Origin of the sequence: Saccharolobus solfataricus, from assembly GCF_900079115.1 — an archaeon.
In the GTDB taxonomy this organism is placed as follows: Archaea; Thermoproteota; Thermoprotei_A; order Sulfolobales; family Sulfolobaceae; genus Saccharolobus; species Saccharolobus solfataricus.
The window spans coordinates 1375715-1401150 of sequence record NZ_LT549890.1 but is presented as its reverse complement, the minus strand read 5'-3'; the positions used below and the strand labels follow the sequence as shown (position 1 = coordinate 1401150).

16 protein-coding genes, 1 pseudogene and 3 CRISPR repeat arrays (1 of these 20 cut by a window edge) are annotated in these 25436 nt (G+C 37.1%); of the genes and pseudogenes, 14 read left to right on the top strand and 3 right to left on the bottom strand.

Annotated features, from left to right (window positions below):
- Nucleotides 1-6232: direct repeats of the CRISPR family, unit length 24 nt; unit sequence CTTTCAATTCTATAAGAGATTATC; it reaches 2700 nt to the left of the window's first position.
- 98 nt (nt 6233-6330) lie between these two features.
- Nucleotides 6331-6696 (bottom strand): hypothetical protein, encoded by a 366-nt coding sequence (locus SSOP1_RS07620; RefSeq protein ID WP_231918243.1) that lies wholly within the window; start codon nt 6694-6696, stop codon nt 6331-6333.
- A 436-nt stretch (nt 6697-7132) separates the two neighbouring features.
- A CRISPR array of direct repeats spans nt 7133-8105; the repeat unit is 24 nt; unit sequence CTTTCAATTCTATAAGAGATTATC.
- A 391-nt stretch (nt 8106-8496) separates the two neighbouring features.
- Here SSOP1_RS07620 and cas4a point away from each other — a divergent pair.
- The 5 genes from cas4a (at nt 8497) to SSOP1_RS07595 (ending at nt 13058) form a co-directional block, all read left to right on the top strand.
- Nucleotides 8497-9345 (top strand): type I-A CRISPR-associated protein Cas4/Csa1, encoded by an 849-nt coding sequence (gene cas4a, locus SSOP1_RS07615; RefSeq protein WP_010923413.1) that lies wholly within the window; start codon nt 8497-8499, stop codon nt 9343-9345.
- A complete protein-coding gene (gene cas1, locus SSOP1_RS07610) occupies nt 9342-10265 on the top strand; it encodes a CRISPR-associated endonuclease Cas1 (RefSeq protein WP_010923412.1) in 924 nt (307 codons plus the stop codon). The genes cas4a and cas1 overlap by 4 nt, the downstream gene beginning before the upstream one ends.
- The gene (gene cas2 / locus SSOP1_RS07605) at nt 10266-10532 is read left to right on the top strand and encodes a CRISPR-associated endonuclease Cas2 (RefSeq protein ID WP_009990820.1); all 267 of its coding nucleotides are present in this window, start codon (nt 10266-10268) and stop codon (nt 10530-10532) included.
- Nucleotides 10520-11047: a CRISPR-associated protein Cas4 gene (gene cas4, locus SSOP1_RS07600; RefSeq protein WP_009990819.1), complete on the top strand. Its 528-nt coding sequence runs from the start codon at nt 10520-10522 to the stop codon at nt 11045-11047. Before cas2 ends, cas4 begins: the two co-directional genes overlap by 13 nt.
- 919 nt (nt 11048-11966) lie before the next feature.
- On the top strand, nt 11967-13058 hold the full coding sequence (locus SSOP1_RS07595) for an ISH3-like element ISC1359 family transposase (protein ID WP_048054228.1): 1092 nt from the start codon (nt 11967-11969) through the stop codon (nt 13056-13058).
- Nucleotides 13059-13576: 518 nt separating this feature from the next.
- On the opposite strand, the gene csa3 (SSOP1_RS07590) is transcribed toward SSOP1_RS07595, so the two are convergent.
- Both csa3 (SSOP1_RS07590) and SSOP1_RS17830 read right to left on the bottom strand, forming a co-directional pair.
- Nucleotides 13577-14290 carry a CRISPR-associated protein Csa3 gene (gene csa3, locus SSOP1_RS07590; protein WP_010923410.1) on the bottom strand — a complete coding sequence of 238 codons (714 nt, stop codon included), beginning with the start codon at nt 14288-14290 and terminating at the stop codon, nt 13577-13579.
- Between the two features lie 300 nt (nt 14291-14590).
- Nucleotides 14591-16715: a CRISPR direct-repeat array (repeat unit 24 nt; unit sequence GATAATCTCTTATAGAATTGAAAG).
- Between the two features lie 224 nt (nt 16716-16939).
- Nucleotides 16940-17068: a hypothetical protein gene (locus SSOP1_RS17830; protein ID WP_269454385.1), complete on the bottom strand. Its 129-nt coding sequence runs from the start codon at nt 17066-17068 to the stop codon at nt 16940-16942.
- 158 nt (nt 17069-17226) lie between these two features.
- Between SSOP1_RS17830 and csa3 (SSOP1_RS07585) the strand changes: the two genes are divergently transcribed.
- The 9 genes and pseudogenes from csa3 (SSOP1_RS07585) to SSOP1_RS07545 all read left to right on the top strand — a co-directional run bounded on the left by csa3 (SSOP1_RS07585) (nt 17227) and on the right by SSOP1_RS07545 (nt 25384).
- The gene (gene csa3 / locus SSOP1_RS07585; RefSeq protein ID WP_010923409.1) at nt 17227-17838 is read left to right on the top strand and encodes a CRISPR-associated CARF protein Csa3; all 612 of its coding nucleotides are present in this window, start codon (nt 17227-17229) and stop codon (nt 17836-17838) included.
- 78 nt (nt 17839-17916) lie between these two features.
- A complete protein-coding gene (gene csa5, locus SSOP1_RS07580) occupies nt 17917-18369 on the top strand; it encodes a type I-A CRISPR-associated protein Csa5 (protein ID WP_010923408.1) in 453 nt (150 codons plus the stop codon).
- Nucleotides 18366-19331: a type I-A CRISPR-associated protein Cas7/Csa2 gene (cas7a, locus tag SSOP1_RS07575; protein ID WP_010923407.1), complete on the top strand. Its 966-nt coding sequence runs from the start codon at nt 18366-18368 to the stop codon at nt 19329-19331. Before csa5 ends, cas7a begins: the two co-directional genes overlap by 4 nt.
- Before the next feature lie 15 nt (nt 19332-19346).
- On the top strand, nt 19347-20069 hold the full coding sequence (gene cas5a / locus SSOP1_RS07570) for a type I-A CRISPR-associated protein Cas5a (protein ID WP_010923406.1): 723 nt from the start codon (nt 19347-19349) through the stop codon (nt 20067-20069).
- A complete protein-coding gene (gene cas3, locus SSOP1_RS07565; RefSeq protein WP_063492813.1) occupies nt 20053-21558 on the top strand; it encodes a CRISPR-associated helicase Cas3' in 1506 nt (501 codons plus the stop codon). The genes cas5a and cas3 overlap by 17 nt, the downstream gene beginning before the upstream one ends.
- Nucleotides 21555-22289, top strand: coding sequence for a CRISPR-associated endonuclease Cas3'' (locus tag SSOP1_RS07560; RefSeq protein WP_010923404.1), 735 nt, complete (start codon nt 21555-21557; stop codon nt 22287-22289). The genes cas3 and SSOP1_RS07560 overlap by 4 nt, the downstream gene beginning before the upstream one ends.
- Nucleotides 22270-23349: a type I-A CRISPR-associated protein CsaX gene (gene csaX, locus SSOP1_RS07555; protein ID WP_010923403.1), complete on the top strand. Its 1080-nt coding sequence runs from the start codon at nt 22270-22272 to the stop codon at nt 23347-23349. The genes SSOP1_RS07560 and csaX overlap by 20 nt, the downstream gene beginning before the upstream one ends.
- A complete protein-coding gene (cas6, locus tag SSOP1_RS07550; protein WP_010923402.1) occupies nt 23349-24212 on the top strand; it encodes a CRISPR-associated endoribonuclease Cas6 in 864 nt (287 codons plus the stop codon). The genes csaX and cas6 overlap by 1 nt, the downstream gene beginning before the upstream one ends.
- Nucleotides 24213-24437: 225 nt before the next feature.
- Nucleotides 24438-25384: pseudogene (locus SSOP1_RS07545) on the top strand (IS1 family transposase).
- Nucleotides 25385-25436 lie beyond the last annotated feature (52 nt).

Sequence of the window (25436 nt, the reverse complement as noted above, 5' to 3'; positions counted from 1 at the left end):
ACGAATGGGATTGCTTTCAATTCTATAAGAGATTATCGTCTATTATAGGGTTAAACGTTCCTTTGTACAATATTCAACTTTCAATTCTATAAGAGATTATCCATAGTTTCGTGTTGTCAGATAGATCTTTACACGCTTAGAACTTTCAATTCTATAAGAGATTATCGATACTTGTGAATGTCTAAACTGTGAGTCACTGCTTAGCTTTCAATTCTATAAGAGATTATCTATATGGCATTTTATAATATATTATTAAACTTACTTAGTAACATCTTTCAATTCTATAAGAGATTATCATCCGTACAGAATTAGAGCTGACCTTAAGCGTTTCAATACCTTTCAATTCTATAAGAGATTATCTACTCAGGCCAAAAATCTCAGACCTTGCAATAGAAACGCTTTCAATTCTATAAGAGATTATCCGTTCTCTGTTAAGATAAGTAACGGAATTATAAGAGTAGACTTTCAATTCTATAAGAGATTATCAATACTTGCCAATTATACTGCTGTTGAGAGCCTATTCCATCTTTCAATTCTATAAGAGATTATCATAACAGTCAATGGATATCTAATTACAAGATCGATGTATCTTTCAATTCTATAAGAGATTATCGGAAAGTCATGTAGGATATGGATAACGAAATCTGTATCTTTCAATTCTATAAGAGATTATCCTACAATCTGGAAATTTTATTAGGTAGCGTGTTTGTAGCTCTCCTTTCAATTCTATAAGAGATTATCACCAATAACAGTAGTTTTGGAGACCATCTTCCTCACCTGACTTTCAATTCTATAAGAGATTATCTATTAGCTTTGGTCGGAATATTTTGCAAGTTCGCTAAGACTTTCAATTCTATAAGAGATTATCCTCTATTATAGATGTCTACGATAGTCCAGCTCTGACTTTGCTTTCAATTCTATAAGAGATTATCAGGTGAATGTTGGAAAAAGAGTTTTAAGGGGTGTGTTCGTCTTTCAATTCTATAAGAGATTATCTGTATGAGCGAAGAATAAGTTTGTTGTTGCTGTTGGTATCTTTCAATTCTATAAGAGATTATCGGGCAATACAACGGAGTTATAGCAAGTCTAGGCTACGTCTTTCAATTCTATAAGAGATTATCTATTATAGATGTCTACGATAGTCCAGCTCTGACTTTGCTTTCAATTCTATAAGAGATTATCACCGCATCTAGCGCTGGACCCGGACAGTTGATAACAAATGCTTTCAATTCTATAAGAGATTATCATGAAGAAGGTGATACAGAAAACCCATTCGAAGAAATATCTTTCAATTCTATAAGAGATTATCTAATACTAGCGTATCTAAATAGATTTGATGACAATAAATTAACTTTCAATTCTATAAGAGATTATCAAGCTGTCGAAGTTGTAGAAGAAGATGAAGTTATGCTCTTTCAATTCTATAAGAGATTATCAGTACAGAGAACGGTACGGATCGGGACGGAGAACGGATCTTTCAATTCTATAAGAGATTATCATAGCTATGCTCTTTATCTCACCTAGTGAAGGCTTAGTTCTTTCAATTCTATAAGAGATTATCAACAAAGACTGCAGGAAAGAACATCTTAGCTGGAACCTTTCAATTCTATAAGAGATTATCACAACTTAACGAGCTACAACAGAACTTTAACAAGTTAGCTTTCAATTCTATAAGAGATTATCATGAGGTGTGGAAACAAGGCGTAGCAACTCTAGGCGCACAACTTTCAATTCTATAAGAGATTATCCACAGACTGTGCTTGAGGGTTCCCAAAATCGAATGGGAACTCCCCTTTCAATTCTATAAGAGATTATCTTCTTAGCGTTCCCCCTCGTCCGTTGATCGGTAGATTTCTTTCAATTCTATAAGAGATTATCTTTGTAAATATCAATATCGGCACATGTGACATGTTTTGGCTTTCAATTCTATAAGAGATTATCAAAATATATAATTGTCTACTTGGTATTAATAAAACAATCTCTTTCAATTCTATAAGAGATTATCGCAATACGGCAACATACAGATTATTGACACCAAAATAAGCTTTCAATTCTATAAGAGATTATCCATGTTTGTATTGTATTGCCCTTAGTATCGCTTTCGTGATTCTTTCAATTCTATAAGAGATTATCCTTGTACCGTGCCTAATCCTACTAATGTGCTTATACACCTTTCAATTCTATAAGAGATTATCTAATGCCGATCTATTCGTAGGGATTGCCGTAGCGGGATCTTTCAATTCTATAAGAGATTATCCAAGAGCATGTAACTTGGGCGTTATTGCTTCAGGCATTCTTTCAATTCTATAAGAGATTATCATTAATGTTTTCTTGTGAGCCCGCTACGCCTCTAGGCTTTCAATTCTATAAGAGATTATCGCCTCTAGGTGGTAAGCTCTTCCTTATATTGTCTATTGCCTTTCAATTCTATAAGAGATTATCATTTTATCTTCTATTTCGCCTGCTATTGTTTTCGCCTTTCAATTCTATAAGAGATTATCAGAGCAATCTCAGCAAAGAGAATGATGACTGAAAGAGTGACTTTCAATTCTATAAGAGATTATCAACTGTATTTTATCTAGACCCGCCGTTTATAAATAAAACCTTTCAATTCTATAAGAGATTATCGGTTGACTGAAAGTAATAAACGTAATTTTACAATTCAGCCTTTCAATTCTATAAGAGATTATCTTTGCGAAGCTCGCTCTAACATATTGCAAATCTGAAAGGGACTTTCAATTCTATAAGAGATTATCGTGCTGCATTTTTGCTAACGTTCGGTTGGGCAATTTTGACCTTTCAATTCTATAAGAGATTATCGCTATTAATCGGAGTATAATTTCTTTTTCTGACAATAACTTTCAATTCTATAAGAGATTATCGACAGAAAGTCAGATAGGCCCTGTAGTAGGTCCATAGTCTTTCAATTCTATAAGAGATTATCAGGGAGCTCTTATCTATTATACATAATATTAAGGTAAATACTTTCAATTCTATAAGAGATTATCTAGAATAAATTATGCAATGGAAGCTGAGGAAATTCAGATCTTTCAATTCTATAAGAGATTATCCTGCTTGATCCTTTGGAATTCCATCTGGGATAGAGAGCTTTCAATTCTATAAGAGATTATCAGTCTAGAAGATCTAATGCTAATAATTCTTTCTAGAACTGACTTTCAATTCTATAAGAGATTATCTCCAAATTTGTGATAAGGTTGAGATAAATGGAGAATGGACCTTTCAATTCTATAAGAGATTATCTTAGTTGGGCTAGTAAGTATGATGGCGTTGTCAGTAAACTTTCAATTCTATAAGAGATTATCATCTATGTTCTATTTCTTTACCCCAACCTAAGTTAGGGACTTTCAATTCTATAAGAGATTATCTATCTGTGGAAAACTGACGAGGCCGAATTATGTTCAAATTCTTTCAATTCTATAAGAGATTATCTTCATAGTATCCCTCACGGGGCCGTTTGATGGAGCAGCTTTCAATTCTATAAGAGATTATCTTAGACGGCTACACTAGATATAGGATTGCAAAGGAGTTCTTTCAATTCTATAAGAGATTATCATGCAAAATATTTCTGAATTTTTGACGCCCCCCCACCATGCTTTCAATTCTATAAGAGATTATCATTCTATTTAAGTTTTGACTCAACAAATTGGCACGAGTTTCCTTTCAATTCTATAAGAGATTATCATTATCGCCGTCGTTGTACACAGTCCACGACCCAGTTACCTTTCAATTCTATAAGAGATTATCTTTACAAATTCAACAAAATTTTCAAACTCTTTTTGAGTCTTTCAATTCTATAAGAGATTATCCCTCGCCCAAGAAGACTGTTATACGACTAAGTACTTTCTTTCAATTCTATAAGAGATTATCTAGAGGGTGGGACACAACAAGGCGAATTAAGCCTTGAAGACTTTCAATTCTATAAGAGATTATCCGTAAGCAAACGTGTTGTGGAAGATATTTATGCAGAAATTACTTTCAATTCTATAAGAGATTATCACATTGTAGCTAACGCAAAAAATACTACTGCAGTAGTTACTTTCAATTCTATAAGAGATTATCAATCTTTTTAAGTGCTTGCGGTTTGCTCATTCTTGAAGCTTTCAATTCTATAAGAGATTATCATCGGAGCATTGTTAGCATTGAAACGCGCATTGCAGTACTTTCAATTCTATAAGAGATTATCAGAAGCAGCCGTGAAAGCTTGGACTAGAAATTATTTTGTCTTTCAATTCTATAAGAGATTATCAGTATGTAACTACAAAATTTATAAACTTTCATGAGAAGAGCTCTTTCAATTCTATAAGAGATTATCCATGACAGTGCACAGTCAGAGAAACTATAAAAAGCAACTCTTTCAATTCTATAAGAGATTATCCAATTTCCAGACGTATTTATTCAGATTTTCCCTTTGAAACTTTCAATTCTATAAGAGATTATCGTTTGTAGAACATGGAGTTTGCCTCGTTGATTATTATCCTTTCAATTCTATAAGAGATTATCGATTCGCAACATCCAGTATGAATGGTTCACTGCTGATACCTTTCAATTCTATAAGAGATTATCTCAAATTCAACTCTAGGAGTGGGGTTTAATGTGAAGATAATCTTTCAATTCTATAAGAGATTATCTTTGCGGACGTGCAGGAAGACCAGGCTATGACGAAGACTTTCAATTCTATAAGAGATTATCCCAAGTATTAATTTACATGAACATGGTAAACGCAACGAACTTTCAATTCTATAAGAGATTATCTAATGATCTCCACCCTAGGAATCTTCCGTACTCGATGATCTTTCAATTCTATAAGAGATTATCGAGGACTTCGTCCAATGGCAAGAATCATGGCCATAGAAGCTTTCAATTCTATAAGAGATTATCTATCAGTTATTATTCCCGTCACGTAGTCAATACTATGTGGCCTTTCAATTCTATAAGAGATTATCGGCAAAGAACGGTATCGATCCAGCTATCATTGCGAAAATAACTTTCAATTCTATAAGAGATTATCGGCAAAAGGATCAATAGCCCAGGCGTTAGCAAACTGAACTTTCAATTCTATAAGAGATTATCAGCCCCACCGCTCTGTCTGCTTCCTCTTCCTCTTCTGAACTTTCAATTCTATAAGAGATTATCACTATTTCTAAGCCAAAAGATAACTGCAGAACTGTACAGCATCTTTCAATTCTATAAGAGATTATCTTAACCATTTTTTCTTCAAGTTCACCCATATGGGTACATCTTTCAATTCTATAAGAGATTATCTCCTTTCTTGTTTTGGAGAAACAGGGCGTGAAGCACGGCTTTCAATTCTATAAGAGATTATCTCTCTTTCGCTGGCATTAGTAAGTCATAGACGTATTCCCACTTTCAATTCTATAAGAGATTATCTTCTCCTGAGGTCTCAGGGGTTACACCTCATTACTGTCTTTCAATTCTATAAGAGATTATCAAGCCCAAATTCGTGTGAGGGTAAGCCAAGAAATGAGAGATCTTTCAATTCTATAAGAGATTATCATACGAGAAACAATTACAACCAGAACTCCTTGATGCTGTCCTCTTTCAATTCTATAAGAGATTATCTAGTGGCACGTGCAATCTGTTATGGTTTAACATATGAAGCTTTCAATTCTATAAGAGATTATCGCGGTCTTCACGAAATCGTCAGCGTTCTTAGTTATTTGTACTTTCAATTCTATAAGAGATTATCAAATGCACCCTACGTACGTTATATTCTAGAGGTAATCCTGCTTTCAATTCTATAAGAGATTATCGGTGTTGTATCTGTTGAACACCCTCATCATCCCATTTCTTTCAATTCTATAAGAGATTATCCAAAACGGTGGCATGAAATAAAGAAGATGAAACTCGTTGTACTTTCAATTCTATAAGAGATTATCCACAGCTGTTATACGTGACATTGGATGCAGATGACCCGACTTTCAATTCTATAAGAGATTATCGTCAAGGTGGTGATTATACTATCTTCCGCTTCAACATCCTTTCAATTCTATAAGAGATTATCACAATTGAAAGAACGTGGCGTGAGTTACTAGAAATAAACTCTTTCAATTCTATAAGAGATTATCCCTCAAGGAAGCATTGGCAAAGTACTTCGATAGAAAGACTTTCAATTCTATAAGAGATTATCTCATAATAGCATCGAAATATTCCTTCACTGGTACAATGTCTTTCAATTCTATAAGAGATTATCCGACAGGAATCTGTATGCAGCGCTCCTAAGGCATTATAAGGGTAGAACATACGTTATTCGTTAAAAAAAGAATTAACTCCCCGGTTAATCAGAAAAAATCATTCGACTACGACAAGGAGTCCGTAGGCAATGGCGATTGCTAAGGCTGTATACAAGTACATCGCATAGCCAATCAACTCGTCGTCATTTTTGAACTTCCCACCATCCTTTTCAACTTCAGCTAGTTCGTGGTTGACTGCTTCTTCTGGTGTCGCTCCTGGGTGTACCACCCTAATGTAATAAAGTAGCCAAACTAGCTCTGGATCGTGTATTTCCACATACTGTTCGGTAGTATTCAACTTTACAATCCATGTGTCCTCTTCTGGTCTGCCTTCTATTGGCGTATAGTTGGCGAACAGCTTCCATTTCTTTCTGTTGACTAATAGGGGACTTTCAATAGCTGGATCGTACGGTTTGTAAACCAAAAAGCCGTCCGGGGCGTAGAGTTCTCTTGGTAGTTTATCCTTTTCGATAAGATCTAATATATCCGGAATAACTATTGTTTCTTCCATATAATAAAATAGGAAATAGAGAATAAAAAATAAATAGCTTCTTATGCGTTTTTCGCCCTTTTTCTTCTGGCTCTTTGTAGTCTTACCTCCTTTATGAGCTGTTTTGTCGTTTCAGATGGTTTGAAACTTACGCCGTGGGATGCCAACCAGTTGTCGACTCTCTGTCCGAACTTTTCCAACGTCATTGTAGTCCCTGCCTTCAAATTCCCCAGAGCGCCGTGGACTAGCGCATGTGCCTTAGTTTCCTCGACCTCTACTTTCTTCTTCCTCAGATCGGTAGCAGTTTCCGGAAATACTGTGGCTGTTCCATTTTTTTCTGCACGTAGAGAAGAGATTGCAGAAACGTTGGCCTTTCAATTCTATAAGAGATTATCGGCGTATCGTGATTGTGGACAGAACAGGGGAGCAGTCTTTCAATTCTATAAGAGATTATCCGCCCACTGATTCTCTTTCTTCTAAAGGCGTAAACATGCTTTCAATTCTATAAGAGATTATCCCCTCTTTCTGTCACAGAAAATCTATGCAGAATTATATCTTTCTTTCAATTCTATAAGAGATTATCCTCCTTCAGTTACGTCTTCTGGACTCTTCAGCTGGAGGAACTTTCAATTCTATAAGAGATTATCAATTCTTTAATGCTAAGATAGAATTGTAGGAGAAGTTGACTTTCAATTCTATAAGAGATTATCGTAAACGGGGAGATCACCGAATGGATAGCCCAGGGGAAAACCTTTCAATTCTATAAGAGATTATCGGTATACCTGAACACGTCATTCGCCTCGTTAATAACGATCTTTCAATTCTATAAGAGATTATCGGTTTGTGTGTAAGTACCGGGCGTGTCGTGGCTGTGTTGCTTTCAATTCTATAAGAGATTATCATATTTAGAGGAAAGAGGTAAGGCGCTTGGTATCGTACCTTTCAATTCTATAAGAGATTATCTTGGGGGCGTGGCAGAAACTCAACTTTGTAATCGTGCTACTTTCAATTCTATAAGAGATTATCAAATTTTGCAGATAGGCTTTTTGCTAGGCCATAGTAGTATGCCTTTCAATTCTATAAGAGATTATCGTGGGTGTGACAGAACAGAGGAAAGCGGGCGGTACTGACTTTCAATTCTATAAGAGATTATCGACATCATCTCATCAGAGATCTCTTTCATCAAATCAGCGATCTTTCAATTCTATAAGAGATTATCGGGCAAACATGTTGTATAGGTCGACAATCCCGTAGATCCTTTCAATTCTATAAGAGATTATCCAACTTACAAGGGTATAGTGCAGATACCATACTGGCATCTTTCAATTCTATAAGAGATTATCTGAGGGTTTATTAATCTCTTACTATTTCTTATTTTCTCCTTAGTTATTTATAAGCTTTTCTCTGGTTTGTGTTTTCAATTTTTTTATAGTTTTTTCAATCCCTACTAAGCCCGGGAGGATAAGGTATTCTTCATGGAGGTAATGATTTGAGGATAACGCCCTACCTCCTAAGAAACTAACATCAAACGACCCCCACTTACAAAAACGGGACAAAAAATACAAAATTACTAGACTATTCTCTTAACGATGAAGTAAGTTTTTTCCCTAGTTTAATTATTAATCTTTATATAGAGATGATCTTCTTAATTCTAGGTTAATCCCTAGTAAATTCGGGAATTCTTTTACCCCCCTCCTTAAAACGGTTTTTAGATTTTTCAACTGCTATTATATTGTGAGGTCGCAGATAGTTAGACAGCTACGAAGACTCCACTCATATAGGGCCTCAGACCCTATTGAGGAGGAGCTTCGGGGGTGGAACTATTATATGCCTCCGATAAAGCCTAGACGTTATCTAGGTCTCTCAATATCTGACGTTGCCTACAAATACTGCGAGACCAAGAGAGATGTGTACTTGAGAAAGGTCTTAAAAATACAAGGGGAACAAAGAACTCCACTGCTCTTAGGTCAAGCAATTCACGAGATAGTTAGGAACGTATCAAATGAGGTTGTTAAGCTCCTTTCCTCTGGCTATAAGCCATGGAGTGTGCTAGAAACATTGTTTAGGAACAACAAGATCGTTAGAAGTTTATGTCCCCCACAGTTCATCAAGTATTGCGAGGAAGTTTACAAGGCTTACGCTTTGGACTTGTTGAGCGACTTCTCAGACTCCACTTCATTCATACCGGTAATAAGCGAATTCAAGGTAGATGGTAGCCCCTTGGGGTTATCCTCTAGGTTATCGGTTGACGCGATAATGCAGCTTTCCTTAGTAGTGGAAATGAAGGTAGGAAGCGTGCAGGAATTCCACAGATTAGCCTTAGCTGGATACGGTATGGCTTTAGAGAGCGCTCTAGAACTTCCGATTGACTTCGGTGCCTTAATCTACGTTAATGGGATTAACACTAGCTCCCCAGAGTTTAAGGTAGAGGTCTTTTACGTTTCTCCTGACATGAGGAAGGAGTTCTTGGACGCTAGGGATGAGGTTATTGACATGATAAGTCAAGAGAAGGATCCCGGAATGCCGGTTTCTTGCTCCCCCTCTTGTCCTTTCCTAAACTATTGTAATAATAATAAGAGGTGATAAGCGTGAGGACTTTAGTAATATCTGAATACGGTGCATATGTTTACGTCAAGAAGAACATGTTAGTGATAAAGAAAGGTGATAAGAAGGTTGAGATTTCGCCTTCTGAAGTCGACGAAATACTGATAACTGTGTCTTGTTCGATTTCAACTAGTGCCCTATCGTTAGCCTTAACTCATGGTATAAGCGTTATGTTCTTGAACTCTAGGGAGACTCCTTGGGGGATATTATTACCTTCTATCGTAACTGAGACTGTTAAGACCAAGAAGGCTCAATACGAGGCAATTGTAGTAAGGAAGGACAATAGATACGGAGAGGAGATTATAAGTTCAAAGATTTACAACCAAAGTGTACACTTAAAGTATTGGGCTAGGGTAACTGGAACTAAGAACGATTACAAGGAGTTGTTGGATAAGGATGAACCGGCTGCTGCTAGAGTGTATTGGCAGAACATATCTCAACTGCTACCCAAGGATATTGGATTTGACGGTAGAGATGTGGATGGGACTGACCAATTTAATATGGCATTGAACTACTCTTACGCAATACTTTATAACACAATTTTCAAATATCTGGTTATAGCTGGGTTAGACCCCTACCTAGGCTTTATACACAAAGATAGACCTGGAAATGAGAGTCTAGTTTACGATTTCTCAGAAATGTTTAAACCATACATTGACTTCTTATTAGTTAGGGCTCTCAGAAGTGGTTTTAGGTTAAAGGTTAAGGGGGGTTTAATAGAGGAGAACAGTAGGGGAGATTTGGCTAAGTTGATAAGGAAGGGAATGGAAGAGAACGTTAAGGAGGAGAGTGATCATAATCCAAAAACATTGATACAAGCAATAAGGGCTCATGCGGTAAAGTTGGCGTCAAGTATAAGGGAGGGGAAGGAGTATAGGGGTTTCAAGTTGGTGATGTGATTGAAATTATTGGTAGTATATGACGTTTCCGATGACAGTAAGAGAAATAAACTAGCCAATAATTTGAAGAAACTGGGATTGGAGAGGATTCAGAGAAGTGCCTTTGAGGGTGATATTGACAGTCAAAGGGTTAAGGATTTAGTCAGAGTTGTTAAGCTAATAGTTGACACAAATACTGACATAGTTCACATAATCCCTTTAGGCATAAGGGATTGGGAGAGGAGGATTGTAATAGGTAGGGAGGGATTAGAGGAATGGTTAGTGTAACGGATTTAAAAGACTATTCCTTATGTAAGGTCATACCTTGGATAAGGAAGAAAATGGGATGGAAAGAGCCAATAACGAATAGTCAGAGGATAGCTAAGAACGTGAATTTAAAGGAGATTGTGAGGGACTTTCCCGAACCTAAATATTACGAAGTTCATTTGAGGGATAAGGATAGCGGATTGAATGGAATTGTTGACGTTCTAACTGAAGATAGCGTAATAGAGATTAAGGCGTTCTATAGAAGGTTCTACAATCACTTCAGGATACAGTTGTTAGCTTATGCTTACTTAGCTGAGAGAAACGGTTTTAGGGTTAGGAACACTGTGTTATTGATGAATAAGGAGAGGAAGATAAACATCGAGGTTAGGAAAGAACACGTTGAGTATATAGGTAAGGTAGTTAACGAGTTGGTTGAGAGCTTAGAAGATGATAGTCCTCCAGTTGTTAATCCCTCACCTCTGTTGTGTAAGGCTTGCCAGTACAGAAGGGTTTGCTCAGTTAGTGTTTTGCTATGAGTCAAGGGAGTGAACAACGACTGTTCCAATTTAGTATAAATTATTTAACGTATTTATATATTTTTCCTACTTAACATATAGACTTAGCGTCTTCATCTGGCCTTTTCATGTATAGCATTTATAGGAAAATCGTTACACTTTTACGTTACGTTAAAAATATATAATGAATCTTTCCTAGTTAGATGAAAAATGTTTATTGATAAGCTATAATATTAAGAAGTACAATGAAAGATATTTATAAATACATGAATAAATATTTTGACTTTTTATGATAAGGGAATTTCCTAAAACTACTACATGTACTTTGTCCCCACCTCAGGTCCGACTTAACATATGGACTTAGCCGATGACAAAGAGAGAGGCTATAATTCTTAATTTTTTTCCAAAAAAATCTTACATAATTAAAGTATCCGGCTTAAGTGATATTGGGGGCCATACGGTTATCCATTGTGAATTCACTTTATATTAAAGATTGCTACGAATTTAACTCAATGAAAACTACGGAATAGCAGAGATATGCTATTACCAATGTTAACATCTTTACCACCGCATTTTAGAATTCACAAAGGAGACCAATGTTATCCATTTCAAGGGACCTCATAATTATTGATTCATTATATAGTCTTTTTCTTAGTAGATGCGAAGAGAATTAGCTTTTGTCAATACAAAATATAGCCAGTTAAATCCTTAACTCAGCAATTCCTAGCATTCCCTCAGTTAATAGTCCTTTTTACTTCTTTACAACTCCTACGGTGGCAGAGAATCCCGATCTGCTACGGTCACTTTGTTAGAGGCGGAGCATGTCAGTATGGGAATCTCATTTTTTGCGTAAAAAATGAGATGAATGAAATACAGACAAAATCGAGAGGATGAGAATTTCTGTAGAAAAGTTTGTATATACGAGGGCGGACTTGAACATATGAAACATGAGAATACAACTAAACCGGCGAAGTTCAACCGGGACTTCGCCAGGTCCGCCCTCAAGATAATTTACTCGGTCCTCACTAAAATACTTTTCCCTGAGGAACTCCTCAGTGCCTTGCTTAAGGCGAGTGGGAGCTACTTGAGCAGGTTGGGAAAAGATGGGAGAAGAGCGTTGAGAAAGTTGAACGCGGTTCAAGTTGAGGACGTGAGGGATGCGTTGAGGAAGATGGGGAGGATGACGTTAAGGGGAGTCAGGGACAGGAGGGTAGCAGTGGACTTCCATGCCATACCTCAATACCACGCTGACAAGAGTTTCTTGAGTAGGATAAAGCCAACTAAGGGGACGTCGTGGGGACTGGTTCAAGCTGCGATCTTCCTCCTGGGGAGGACGAGGAGCTTCTTGGACGTGATCCCAGTGACCGTGAAGAACGTAGCTGAAGGTTTCAAGGCGGTGATGGAGGTAATCGTGAAGGAGTTGGAGGAGGACAAGCTGAGGCTCGTCATGGTCTTCGCGGACAGGGAGTTCGCGGTGAACGAAGTGATTAGGTTCCTCTTGGAGTTGGGCTTGGACTTCGTCATATCTGCCAAGGCCCAGATGTACAAGAAGTACAAGGGGATGTTGCAAGATGTGGATGTGAGTTTTAGCGGAGTTAGATATACTGGATTTCTCTGCGTGAGACATGGGAGTGGAGCTTATCTCATTATTCTGAGGAAGGAAGACGGCAAGATTATTGCCTTCCTCGTGAGGAGGGAGATGGATCTTTATGATGCCATAGTCCTTGCCGAGATGTACAGGGAGAGGTGGGGGATAGAGAACGCCTTCCGCTCCCTTGAGGAGTTCAGAATCAAGACTAGGACTTGTGACGTGAGGAAGGAATTGGTTCTCGTTCTGCTTTCCTATCTTCTCTTGAATGTCTGGTTCTTGATCCGTTCTTGGAGGAAGGTAAAGTTGTGGGAGTTCTCGGTCTCCCTCTCGAATCTCCTCGATCGGGAGGTAAGAGTGGAACAAGAACGCGCGTTCCGTGAAGTGAAGACGTCATTCCCCCAGACTCCAGCTAACCCTATGCACCTCCTTCCAGCTACGTGAAATTAATTCTATATATTTATATTCTTCTGTTCAAAACTGACTTATTAACTGTCATTTTCATAAAATATATGCAGTTATATTTGAATAAAACTGGTGTGGTTCAATCTTACATATATTATCATTTATATCAGAAAAATGAGATTCCCATACTGATGTAGTGCCTATTAAGAAAAAGACTATATATTCTACCGCTGAGATGATTCTGTTCTCATACTGTCGAATAACATTATTTATTATATGTTTGGAAGTTTACTGGAAGTGGCGTGTAATATAAGATATTCAGCATACTCCGTTTATGAGTTATGTAATTTTTAGATTACACGTCTTATATATTCATAGCTATTAAAATCTTCTTATTAAGAATTTACGCAAATATGTAAGGTGTAAGGTAAATCTAATATAGGCTTAAGTTGAATTTGTATACTACAAAACCACATTATTGTAAATAATAATAGTTAAAATGTTATTTAACACTATTGTAATGTCTATACACACTCTCATAACGTCAATGTACAAATCTAATAAGGTATGTTAACTTCTTTTCCCTTATTTTCTTTAACTAGCTCCTCACTACTTTTACTACTTTCTATAACACTCTTATTCAGTTTGATGACGTTTAATCCCAACTCGTTTAGTTCAACCTTTCTATCTTTACCTTTCTGGGTCAAAATACCGAATTTCTTTAACTCAGCTATTTTATTTATCAAAGTCTTCTCGCTCTTATCCAACATTTTAGCTAACTCCGTTATTCCGGTTCCTTTCGTTTCATAGAGTACATTAAGGAGCTTCATCTCCTCTCTGCTATAATCTCTCATCAAAGCCCTTATAGTATTATCATTAAATGAAATAACTCTACTACCCCCACCCTCGTCCCTAACGTAAACCGTGAACCTCTTCCTACTCACAATAATCCCTAAGAGAATTAAAGTATTTATCATCCTCATTCCCATAGTTAAGTCACTTATTATCGGCTCTGGCAAAGTCAAAATGATATCTAGGATCTTGGAGAGTGCCAAATTGAAGTCGGTTATCTCTATTTCGTAAATCCTTGGAGGAGGGTAGTTTAACCTGGAAATTTGAGCTCTTAAGCTCTCTATTGCAGCCCTAGTTCCAGAGACAATTGGAGAGGGAACAACGATTACGAGGCTATCTTCTTTCTGTGCCGAGGTTTCATTTAGAAGCCTTAACAGAAAAGTTTCATTAAATCCCATGGTGACAAAATAGGACTTCATACCATAAAATTAGTATTACCGATTCATAAACTTTTCTATAACTTATAAGCTTGATGATGAGAGAAATATCTAGTAATTTTGTATTTTTTGTCCCGTTTTTGTAAGTGGGGGTCGTTTGATGTTAGTTTCTTAGGAGGTAGGGCGTTATCCTCAAATCATTACCTCCATGAAGAATACCTTATCCTCCCGGGCTTAGTAGGGATTGAAAAAACTATAAAAAAATTGAAAACGCAAACCAGAGAAAAGCTTATAAATAACTAAGGAGAAAATAAGAAATAGTAAGAGATTAATAAACCCTCAGATAATCTCTTATAGAATTGAAAGAGCTTTTTGCAAGATCTCGTAACAAGTTGGGGGTTCTTCTTGATAATCTCTTATAGAATTGAAAGAACAATTCTGCAACAAAGAGGTTATGATTTAGTTGGGTAGATAATCTCTTATAGAATTGAAAGCAAGAACGAACTTTTAGTATACTTATCAAGACTAAGCAAGATAATCTCTTATAGAATTGAAAGGTTCGGTCAAATTCGGCTAACGCGTCAAGATATTCTTTGATAATCTCTTATAGAATTGAAAGTGGGCCATCGACCGACAACAGCCAACAGCCAACAGCCAACGATAATCTCTTATAGAATTGAAAGAGGCAAAAGTCTCGGTAATGAAATATCGCAAGAAAATAAAGATAATCTCTTATAGAATTGAAAGAAATGTCAGCTAATTTGACATATTCATTTTCTGGATCTATTGATAATCTCTTATAGAATTGAAAGACAAAAATGCTCTCTAATGTCTGAGATTTTTTGGGATATAGATAATCTCTTATAGAATTGAAAGGAAAGAAGGAAAGAAGAAATGGCGCATGAGAGAGATAAGCGATAATCTCTTATAGAATTGAAAGAGGGGTTACAGGGTAAAGAATACCGAAATCAGGGACTATGGTGATAATCTCTTATAGAATTGAAAGTTGGCAAACAGTTACTGTACCAGCTAATGGTTCTGCAGATAATCTCTTATAGAATTGAAAGACAAATCCTGCAATATAAATTGGGTCTTCTTCAGTTAGGATAATCTCTTATAGAATTGAAAGAAATTTTATCAGCATGTCCTTTATAATTTCAGAACAGAAGGATAATCTCTTATAGAATTGAAAGTTCGTTGTAATCGAAGGATAATGTAACACACACTGTTTGTGATAATCTCTTATAGAATTGAAAGTCCATTCGAATCGCACCATATTGTTTATCCTTTTGCGTGGATAATCTCTTATAGAATTGAAAGTATTTACGATACAGGTCCATCCACACACCATAGCCTATTGATAATCTCTTATAGAATTGAAAGAAACTGAACGTACTTTACAAAATATCTGAAAACTCCAGATAATCTCTTATAGAATTGAAAGTTCAGATTTCCATTCTTTTCTAGTTCTAACGTAACCTTTAGATAATCTCTTATAGAATTGAAAGTAAATTCCCCTCCAGACTCTTACGTATTCGATGGGGACGGATAATCTCTTATAGAATTGAAAGAATGGGAGCACCTGAAGATATTGTGACCGGTATTGAGTCACTGATAATCTCTTATAGAATTGAAAGTTTTGCTCAATCTCCTCTTTAATCCGATCGAACTCTTGATAATCTCTTATAGAATTGAAAGGGTTTTGATCCTTGTACTGATGTTAAGTAAAACACTGGGATAATCTCTTATAGAATTGAAAGTACTTGTGCAGATCCGCTCCAACTAACGCTACATGAGTTTAGATAATCTCTTATAGAATTGAAAGCATTAAATTCTGTAATGTTAAGTTATTATCCATTATCTTTGATAATCTCTTATAGAATTGAAAGTGAGGGGGGCTGCATGATTGCCCCCACTTCGTCTGGATGATAATCTCTTATAGAATTGAAAGCAACTACACAGCAGACCACAACTCAACAAACAACAACATAGATAATCTCTTATAGAATTGAAAGGGGTTTGAAGTACCGTTGGTTACTGTAACTTGTTGATTTGAGATAATCTCTTATAGAATTGAAAGAGTAGTGGAACGTCAGCATCACAACTACAAGTACCACAAAGATAATCTCTTATAGAATTGAAAGACATAGACCACAATCTCAGCAACATAGTTCGTACTTCCGGTTGATAATCTCTTATAGAATTGAAAGCATCTGGGGCATATTGTACTGTAGAGTCTTGTCTCTTCCGATAATCTCTTATAGAATTGAAAGGTATCACTCCTACCACTACTCCTCGACAATAAGACTGAGATAATCTCTTATAGAATTGAAAGCCGGTGCATGTTTATACCAGTGTCCGCGGTGTGGTAGATGGGATAATCTCTTATAGAATTGAAAGAACATCTCTCCACCTAACACAATCCGATTAAAGTATATCCTCAGATAATCTCTTATAGAATTGAAAGGGTAGGATTAACAACACACACTGAGACGTGATCCAAGTTGTTTAAAATGGCAATTCCTAACTAATATTAATAAGAAATTGGTACGGGAGTGTTCTCATGCAGTCATCTTATTCCACAATTAGTAGTAAAATTATATCAAATTTACTCTAATATACTATACTCCCTTCAGGTAAGTCTCGTTCAATAACTTTTCTCCCTTGAAAATACGTGAAGATACATTACATTCAACAAGGCCAAACTCCACCATCCCACTTCCTATTAACAGCTTTAGTGTCCCTAGTCAGCCTCGCTAACCTACCAAGAATTATGACTCCCCAGATCAACAAACCATCTAGGGCCCTTATTATGACCATAGTTTTTGTAACTCCTTTTTCTAACTTTTCTTTTCATCAGTCTCTACATAAAACCAGTAAACTTGAAAAAATCTTTGGTGAATTAGGTTGACGTAATACAAGATATTTCTTTTCCCTTTTCAAGAAAAATTTAATATCTCTTTTTCCGTTTTTAGGGTATGATATTGATTTTGACACTTGGATTCGATGAAAAGTTTCAGTATCGTGCATTGATGAGGCAAGGTAAGAATGTTGATAAAGTTATTATTATTGGGGGTTTTGAGGAAGAGAAGGCTAAGAAGGCATTAGAGTCTCTCGTTAATTTTCTGAGAACTGTTAACGTTCCTTTTGAGATTGTTGAAGTTGATCCTAGGGACTTTGAAAACGTTATTGAGAATGTTGGCAAAGTTATTGTAAATAATGCAGGGAAGGACTTCATGGTTAACTTGAGCGGAGGGATGAGACTAATGATATTAGCTGTTTTTTCCGCCTTTTTATTGACTGGAATAGACGCTACTATAGAGATAGAGACTGAGGACTTAACTAAGGTTTATTATTTTAGGGTAAGCGATGTCACTTCACCTTCACTATTCTTAACTAAGGCTCACTTGACAATATTAAAGGCTATTAAGGATGGATATTCTTCCGCTAATATGATAAGTAAGACCACGGGAATTCCCCTAACTACTACTTGGAGGAGGTTGAATGAGTTGAGGAAAGAAAAATTTATTGATGAGTTCAATAAATTAACCATAAAGGGTGAGATTTTATTGAAAATCTATGGGTTCTAATTTTTCATATTTATGAAAAGAGTTTTCGTACACTAGAAATAGAAATGTTTATATAGTGGAATAATAATAGAGAATAACATGGCTCAGAAATCGGAGAAGGAAAACATCATAGGAAGGATAGCGAACTTACTGGCTGTGGGCTTCCTATATAGTGAGTCTCCAACGTTAGTGGATAGATTTGCTAACGCATTGTCTAAAGAGGCTGTAACTAAAGTTCTATATGACGTTCAAAGGATTGTGCAAATGGGCATTGATAGGAGTGAGATAGCGACTACTACAATTACGATTCAAGGAAAGGATTATCCTGCTCAAGGAAAGGACTATCCTGCAGTTAACGTGAATTCAAGTGGGGCTAAGTATACTGTAGTTGGCTATCTACCAACTAGTCAAGATATAGAAGACTTTCTTAGAATGATTGAGGAAGACGTGTACTACGCTAGGAAGGCTGGTGCACTAGCCATGAGTATAGCAAATAGAATTAAGTTAGGTAGTAAACAGAGTAAGAGTGAGCAAGGTGGTGAGAAGAAATGATAAGCGGTTCAGTTAGGTTTTTGGTAAATCTAGAGTCACTGAACGGTGTTGAGAGTATAGGAAATTTAACCAAGCACAGAACTGCTCCGGTTGTGTTAAAGACTTCAACTGGTTATCTAGTGAGATATGTCCCAGTGATTTCTGGGGAAGCCTTAGCCCATGCCTATCAAGCGAGTCTAGTGGACATTGCTAAAAAGGAGGGGTTACCAGTAGGTAGTTTATCTTCTCAATACGAGTTCATAAAGTTCTCAACTGATGAGGCGTTAAAGATTGAAGGGATAAAGGAGCCTAAGGATTACAACGATGCGAGGAGGTTCGAGGTAGAGGTTATGCTTAAGGACGTTATCGCTGATGTTGGAGGTTTCATGTACGCCGGAGGTGCTCCGGTAAGAAGGACGTCGAGGATAAAGTTAGGTTATATGATACCGGCTTTAAGGGGAGATGAAATACCTGCACAACTGGAAGCGCAATTTCATGTGAGGTTTTCAAATAAGCCAGTTAGCGGTTCTCAAGCTATCTTCAACGTGGAAGTATCCTCTGCTCTCTACACGTTTTCGTTTGAACTTGACGAAGATTTGATAGCAGTTCCATCAACTTTTGGGGAAAAGGTTAAAGGTGAAGAGGAGTTAGAGAGGCAAAAGGCTAAAAGGGTGAAGTCTGCAATTAAAGCCCTTTACTCTTTGCTATCAGGTAATTTCGGAGGGAAGAGGTCTAGGTTTTTACCATCCATGAAGTTGATGTCTTTAGTGGTGACAAAGACCGATTTCCCATTCATGCCAGAACCGGCACACGATGATGATTACATTAAGACCACTATTATGAGGTTAGGGAAGGCTAAAGGTGTGCTGAACGGAAATTTGGCTAAGGCGTATGTGATTAACAACGAGGGGATAGAAGTGGGTGAAGGGGTTACAGTACTGTCAACTGTTGAGGACTTAGTAGTTAAATTAGAGGAAGAGTAGAGAGGTAAGGTAGTTTTGATCTACTCTAAGGTTTTTTTAAAACTTCATTGGGGGTTTTCCGTAGTTAAGCCTTTAGCTGCTAAGGCGAAGCCAGGTTTCTATTTACCGCCTCCTACTACGCTGATTGGAGCCTTATCTTACGGTAAATTTAGGGGAGTGGATAATATTAATTTAGGTAATGTTTACGGTAGTCCTGCATATAATTTTAGGAATATTATGGCTACTGCTAGATTGGAGTCTGAGGGAGTTTACACTGAGGACATTATTAGGAACGTTATATCATATTTTCAACGTAAAGAGAGGAGGGAGAATCCGAGATATATTTACGGGGTGATCCCCACTGGTAAAGTATATATACCCAACGGTCGGTTAGTTGTGGTTTACGTAACTGATTCCATCAGTAAGGAGGAGTTGGAGAAACTCTGCTGGAGTATAACTAGGATAGGATGTAAGGAGTGTTTAGCAAGTGTGGAGAACGTTGAAGTCGGTGAGGCTAAAAAGGTTTCGGGTAGGGTAAAAACTAGATACTATTTCAGAGATACAGTGAAGGTAGTAGGTAGGAAGGAGTTTTTGGAATACGTTACTTTCTGGGAAGAGAATGGGTATATATGGGGGAAGGAAGGGTCACCGGTAAGGTACATTTTACCGATAACTACTTATCCCTTAGCTAGTAAGGAGGTTGAAGTTGAGGCTAAGGAAGCCTATGAGGTCGGCGGGGAATATGTCGTCTTTAGTTGACTTCTATAACGATTTAATTGCTCGTCAAGGGTTTGAGGAGAGGAAGGGTATTGAGGAGACTTTACGATATTTGGAGAACGGACATAATGTTATACTTAAGGCTCCAACTGGTTACGGTAAAACAACGTTAACAATGATCTTAGCTAATGCCGTTAGTAGTAATATTGACATAGGGAGTAGAGTTATACACGTATTGCCGTATAGGGCTATTGTGCAGGATTTATATTTAAAGCTGAAAAAATACGCTGATAAAGGGATAATTTACACTAAGAGCATAGGAGCTCAAGATATGGATTATCATGATTCGCCTTTTTTCATGAAGAAAGTTAACGTTACGACTCTAGATACTTTTATTCTCAATTTATTTAAATTACCTACTATTGATTTTAAGTTAATTTTTAAAAATTACGGTTCTCATTATGAGTTCCCTAGGGCGTTGATATATAGTAGTATTGTAATATTTGATGAATTTCACTTATTAGGTGAGGACGGTAAGAGTTTAGGAGCTGGTCTTAGTGCCATAGAGGTTTTAAGTGATGCGGGTGTTCCAATAGTAGTTACTTCAGCGACCATAGATAAGGGGTTGGAGAGGGTTTTAATGGATAAATTAGGTAAGAGCGGAAAGGTCGTTTACGCGAGTGATTTTAAAATCGACAGAAAGATATACGTTAATGAATTGGAAAAGGATGAGATTTCCATTGCTGATGAAAAGGTAAAAGAGGGTAAAAGGGTTCTCCTAGTTTACAATACGAGAATGGGGGCAATTGAAGCTTACTGGAAGTTAAAGGAAAGGGGATTATCTCCTATTCTGATTCACAGTAAGTTCAGTAAAAAGGATAGGATAGATAAGGTGAATAAGATAAATGATGCAAAGTTGGTAGTTTCAACTCAAGTCATAGAGGCTGGTATTGATACTTCTTTTGACGTTTTAATAACTGAAGCTTGTCCATCTCATAATCTGATTCAAAGGGCTGGTAGGGTTGCGAGATATGGTAAGGGAGGAAAAGGGAAGTTGGAGGGTGAGGTTTACATTTTCCCATTTAGTGGAAAGGTTTATAATGAGGGTGAGGTTAAGGAGACCATGAAAAGGGTAAGGAAATTGAAGACTATTGATGAGAGTTTGCTTATTGAAAGGGATTACACTAAGGAAATTGACTCAATATTAGCTAGGGATCTATCTGTAATAGACAACTCTGTGTTCGTGGACTATAAAAAGGTGAAGTCGCTGTATGAGAATATTTGTTCTATAACTAGGGAGACAAGTATTATATTGGGATTTCCGCCAAACAGTGATAACGTTGATGATGCCATACCCTTAACTGAGGAGGAGGCGATAAAAATAATAAAGAGCAAGGGAAGTTCTGCGTTTGTGGGCAATAGTAATATTAAACTATATGCTGGGAAATGCCTTCAGCTGGAAATGATAAAGAATGATATTTTAGGGGTTAGGATTCAAGATTATAATAGTGAAATAGGTGGTGTGTATTGATCAAGCCTTGTGCTTATGAGAAGCAAGGTTTAATTGATCACGCGATTGGTTCTTATAAGGTCTTACATGATAAAATAAGTGAGTCCTATTATAAGGTTATATCAAGGAGATTGGAGAGATATGGAATAGTTCTTGATCTAAACGGTGTTAAGGAAATAGTTAAGGACGTTGTTGTACTTCATGATATGGGAAAAGCCGGGGAATATTACCAAAATCAGTTTGATGATAATTGTAATCCCCTAAAGAGTAATCCCCTAAAGAGTAGATTCTCTTTCATATATCACGAACTCGGTTCGGCTCTATTTTTCTATAACGATTATGAACCTATTAACGTTGAGAAGGCGGAGGAAGTTAGGTCTTTGTTGACTTTAGCTGTTATAAATCACTTGAATGCAATTAGGGGGATATCTGACTATTTATTAAATAGGTTTCCAGACAATTTTGATGAAGAGATGATAAAGCTTAGTAAGTACGGGAGTATTTTGCTGGAAAACTTGAGAGGCATTATTTCTAAAAGTTTAAAAGTTAGGGATTATAGTTTTACTGATTATCACGATATGCTGTATGCATTTTCTAAGAAGAGCGATAAGTATTTAAAGTTATATAATCTTTTTTTAGCCCCCATAATGTTGGGGGATAATTTAGATAGTAGTCTAGTTCGAAATAATGGAAGTAAAACTAGATTTGTTGGCATATTGGAGGGTGAATTGAATGGAGGTTCCACTCTATAATATATTTGGAGATAATTACGTAATCCAAGTTGCAACGGAAGCAGGGAATGCAACAATATACAATAATAAGGTGGAAATAGAGGATGACGAGTTAAGAAACGTATTGAACTTAGCCTATAAAATAGCTAAAAACAATGAAGATGCGGCAGCGGAGAGGAGAGGTAAGGCGAAAAAGAAAAAGGGAGAAGAAGGGGAGACCGCTACTTCAAACTTAATTATACCTTTAAGTGGAAATGACAAGAACCCTTGGTCAGAAACGTTAAAATGTTATAATTTCCCCACAACCGTAGCTCTATCGGATGTCTTTAAGAACTTCTCGCAAGTGAATGAGTGTGAAGAAGTTAGCGCACCGTCCTTTGTGAAGCCTGAGTTTTATGAATTTGGAAGATCACCGGGAATGGTGGAGAGAGCTAGGAGGGTGAAACTGGAGGTAGAGCCACATTACTTAATTATAGCAGCTGCTGGTTGGGTTTTAACTAGATTAGGAAAGGCTAAGGTTAGTGAGGGTGATTACGTAGGAGTAAACGTATTCACTACAACAAGGGGTATTCTCTACAGTTTGATTCAGAACGTTAACGGCATTATACCGGGCATAAAGCCGGAGACTGCCTTTGGACTTTGGATAGCTAGAAAGGTGGTAAGTAGTGTTACTAATCCCACCGTTAGTGTGGTAAGAATTTACACCATGTCTGATGCTATTGGACAGAATCCTACTACAATAAACGGAGGCTTCTCCATAGACTTAACTAAATTATTGGAAAAGAAGGATCTGTTGACTGAAAGGTTAGAGGCAATAGCTAGGAATGCGTTAAGTATAAGCAGCAATATGAGAGAAATAGCTAGGAATGCGTTAAGTATAAGCAGCAATATGAGAGAAAGGTATATTGTTCTAGCAAATTACATTTACGAGTATTTAACTGGCTCTAAAAGGCTCGAGGACTTGCTATATTTCGCAAATAGGGACTTAATTATGAACTTGAACTCCAACGACGAGAAGGTTAGAGACTTGAAGTTAATTTCATCATACGTTAACGGAGAGTTAATGAAGGGAGAAGAATAGTGCCATTAATTTTTAAAATAGGGTATAACGTTATCCCTCTACAAGACGTCATTTTGCCTACTCCATCATCCAAGGTGCTCAAATATTTAATACAAAGCGGAAAACTACTCCCTTCGTTAAATAACTTAATTACATCAAGGGATAAATACAAGCCAATTTTCATATCCCATCTCGGTCTAAACCAGAGGAGAATTTTCCAGACTAACGGAAACTTGAAGACAATAAGCAGGGGAAGCAAGCTTTCCTCAACAATAGCCTTTTCTACACAAGTTAACGTTTTACCAGAATTAGATGAGGGTGTCTTCGAAACTATTTACGGTAAATTTCACATAACGATCGAGAGTGTGGAAATAGTGGAAGTTGAGAAGTTAAAGGAAGAGGTTGAGAAACACATGAACGATAATATAAGAGTGAGGTTTATTTCCCCTACATTACTTTCGTCTAAGGTTTTACTTCCTCCCTCCCTTTCTGAAAGGTATAAGAGAGTTAACGCAGGTTATTCAACTTTGCCTTCTGTCGGATTAATTGTGGCTTACGCCTATAATGTATATTGTAATTTGATTGGGAAGAAGGAAGTTGAGGTCAGAGCGTTTAAATTTGGCGTTATTTCAAATGCCTTATCCAGGATTATAGGATATGATCTACATCCAGTTACCATTGTCATTGGTGAGGATAGTAAGGGAAATTTGAGGAAAGCTAGGGGTGTTATGGGTTGGATTGAGTTCGATATTCCAGATGAAAAGTTAAAGAGGAGAGCCTTGAGGTATTTGTTAGCGTCATCTTATCTGGGTATTGGTAGGAGTAGAGGTATTGGATTTGGAGAGATTAAGTTAGAGTTCATAAAGAGAGAAGAAAATCACTAATGGGTTTCCGTTTATAGGGCGACTCAAGCCTCCTTTGTAAACTGTAATGGGGAGTGTTCTCATGCAGTCATCTTATTCGATATCATATAGTAAAATTAAATCAGGCTAGAAATTTCCACAATTAGTCGTTTCGATCGAGATGCAGCCAATGAATTAGAACATGAAAACAGCCTCTGAAAAAGCTTATGTGCGAGGGTTACGAGATTTTTTGTGAGGGTTACCAATATGGATCTTGTAACCCTCGCACAATTAATACTTATGATTCTAAGAAATTTAAATCTTAAGCCGAGAAAGTACGAGCTAAAGGATATTGCATTAGCATTAGCAGCCTACTCCTTGGGAGTTCAAATCACGAAAACGGGAATCCCACCATCAACCCTATACTACTACTTGAGGAAAGTAGGGATAAGGAGGAGAGGAGAAAGCAGACCAACATGCCCATCATGTAACTCTAACAGAGTAGTGAAGAACGGTTCATCTAGAGGGAGAGCAAAATACAAGTGTAAAGCGTGTGGAAGGACGTTTTACGACGCGTTAAAGCACAGAATGGATAGGGAACAGAGGGAGAGAATCTTAAAGGAGTACTTGAACAGGATGAGCATGAGGGCAATATCAAGAGTTGAAGGTAAACCATTGACTACTGTTTACAGCCTAGTGAGGAGGATTGGGATAAGGGCCTTCACGTATCTAACGATCTTGAAGGGTGAGCTCAAGAATTTCACAGCTAAGTCTACGGTGTTTGACGAGTTCTGGACTTATTTCCGTGTTAGGCATGGGGTGATGAGGGAGGATTTGTGGATTTGGACTGCTCTTGCTGATGGTGTGCCTTTCTATGAGTTTGGGGATAGGAGTTATGGGACTTTTCGTTATCTCTTGGGTTGGTTACCTAGGAGTGAGGTAAACTATACTGACTACTACTGTGTTTATCAAGTTCTCGATAATCGTGTAGCGAGTAAGAAGTATACTTATCTTGTGGAGAGTCATAATTCTTGGTGTAGGTCTCATTTGGCGAGGCTGGCTAGGGATACTAAAGCTGTTACTAGGAGTGGGAGGATGGTGGAGTACAGTTTGGCCTTGTTAAATGTAATGTATCCTCACGTATTTTCAAAGGAGATAACTTAAATGAGGCTTACTTGAAGGGAGTACGGTATATTATAGAAAACTTGATATAATTTTACTAACAATTGTCGAATAAGATGACTGCATGAGAACACTCCCGCGATC

Coding starts and splice junctions, on each gene's coding strand:
- cas7a (WP_010923407.1), top strand. CDS start 18,366: ATGATAAGCGGTTCAGTTAGGTTTTTGGTAAATCTAGAGTCACTGAAC.
- SSOP1_RS07595 (WP_048054228.1), top strand. CDS start 11,967: ATGAAACATGAGAATACAACTAAACCGGCGAAGTTCAACCGGGACTTC.
- SSOP1_RS17830 (WP_269454385.1), bottom strand. CDS start 17,068: ATGGTCATAATAAGGGCCCTAGATGGTTTGTTGATCTGGGGAGTCATA.
- csa5 (WP_010923408.1), top strand. CDS start 17,917: ATGGCTCAGAAATCGGAGAAGGAAAACATCATAGGAAGGATAGCGAAC.
- cas4 (WP_009990819.1), top strand. CDS start 10,520: ATGGTTAGTGTAACGGATTTAAAAGACTATTCCTTATGTAAGGTCATA.
- csa3 (WP_010923409.1), top strand. CDS start 17,227: ATGATATTGATTTTGACACTTGGATTCGATGAAAAGTTTCAGTATCGT.
- csaX (WP_010923403.1), top strand. CDS start 22,270: ATGGAGGTTCCACTCTATAATATATTTGGAGATAATTACGTAATCCAA.
- cas3 (WP_063492813.1), top strand. CDS start 20,053: ATGTCGTCTTTAGTTGACTTCTATAACGATTTAATTGCTCGTCAAGGG.
- csa3 (WP_010923410.1), bottom strand. CDS start 14,290: ATGAAGTCCTATTTTGTCACCATGGGATTTAATGAAACTTTTCTGTTA.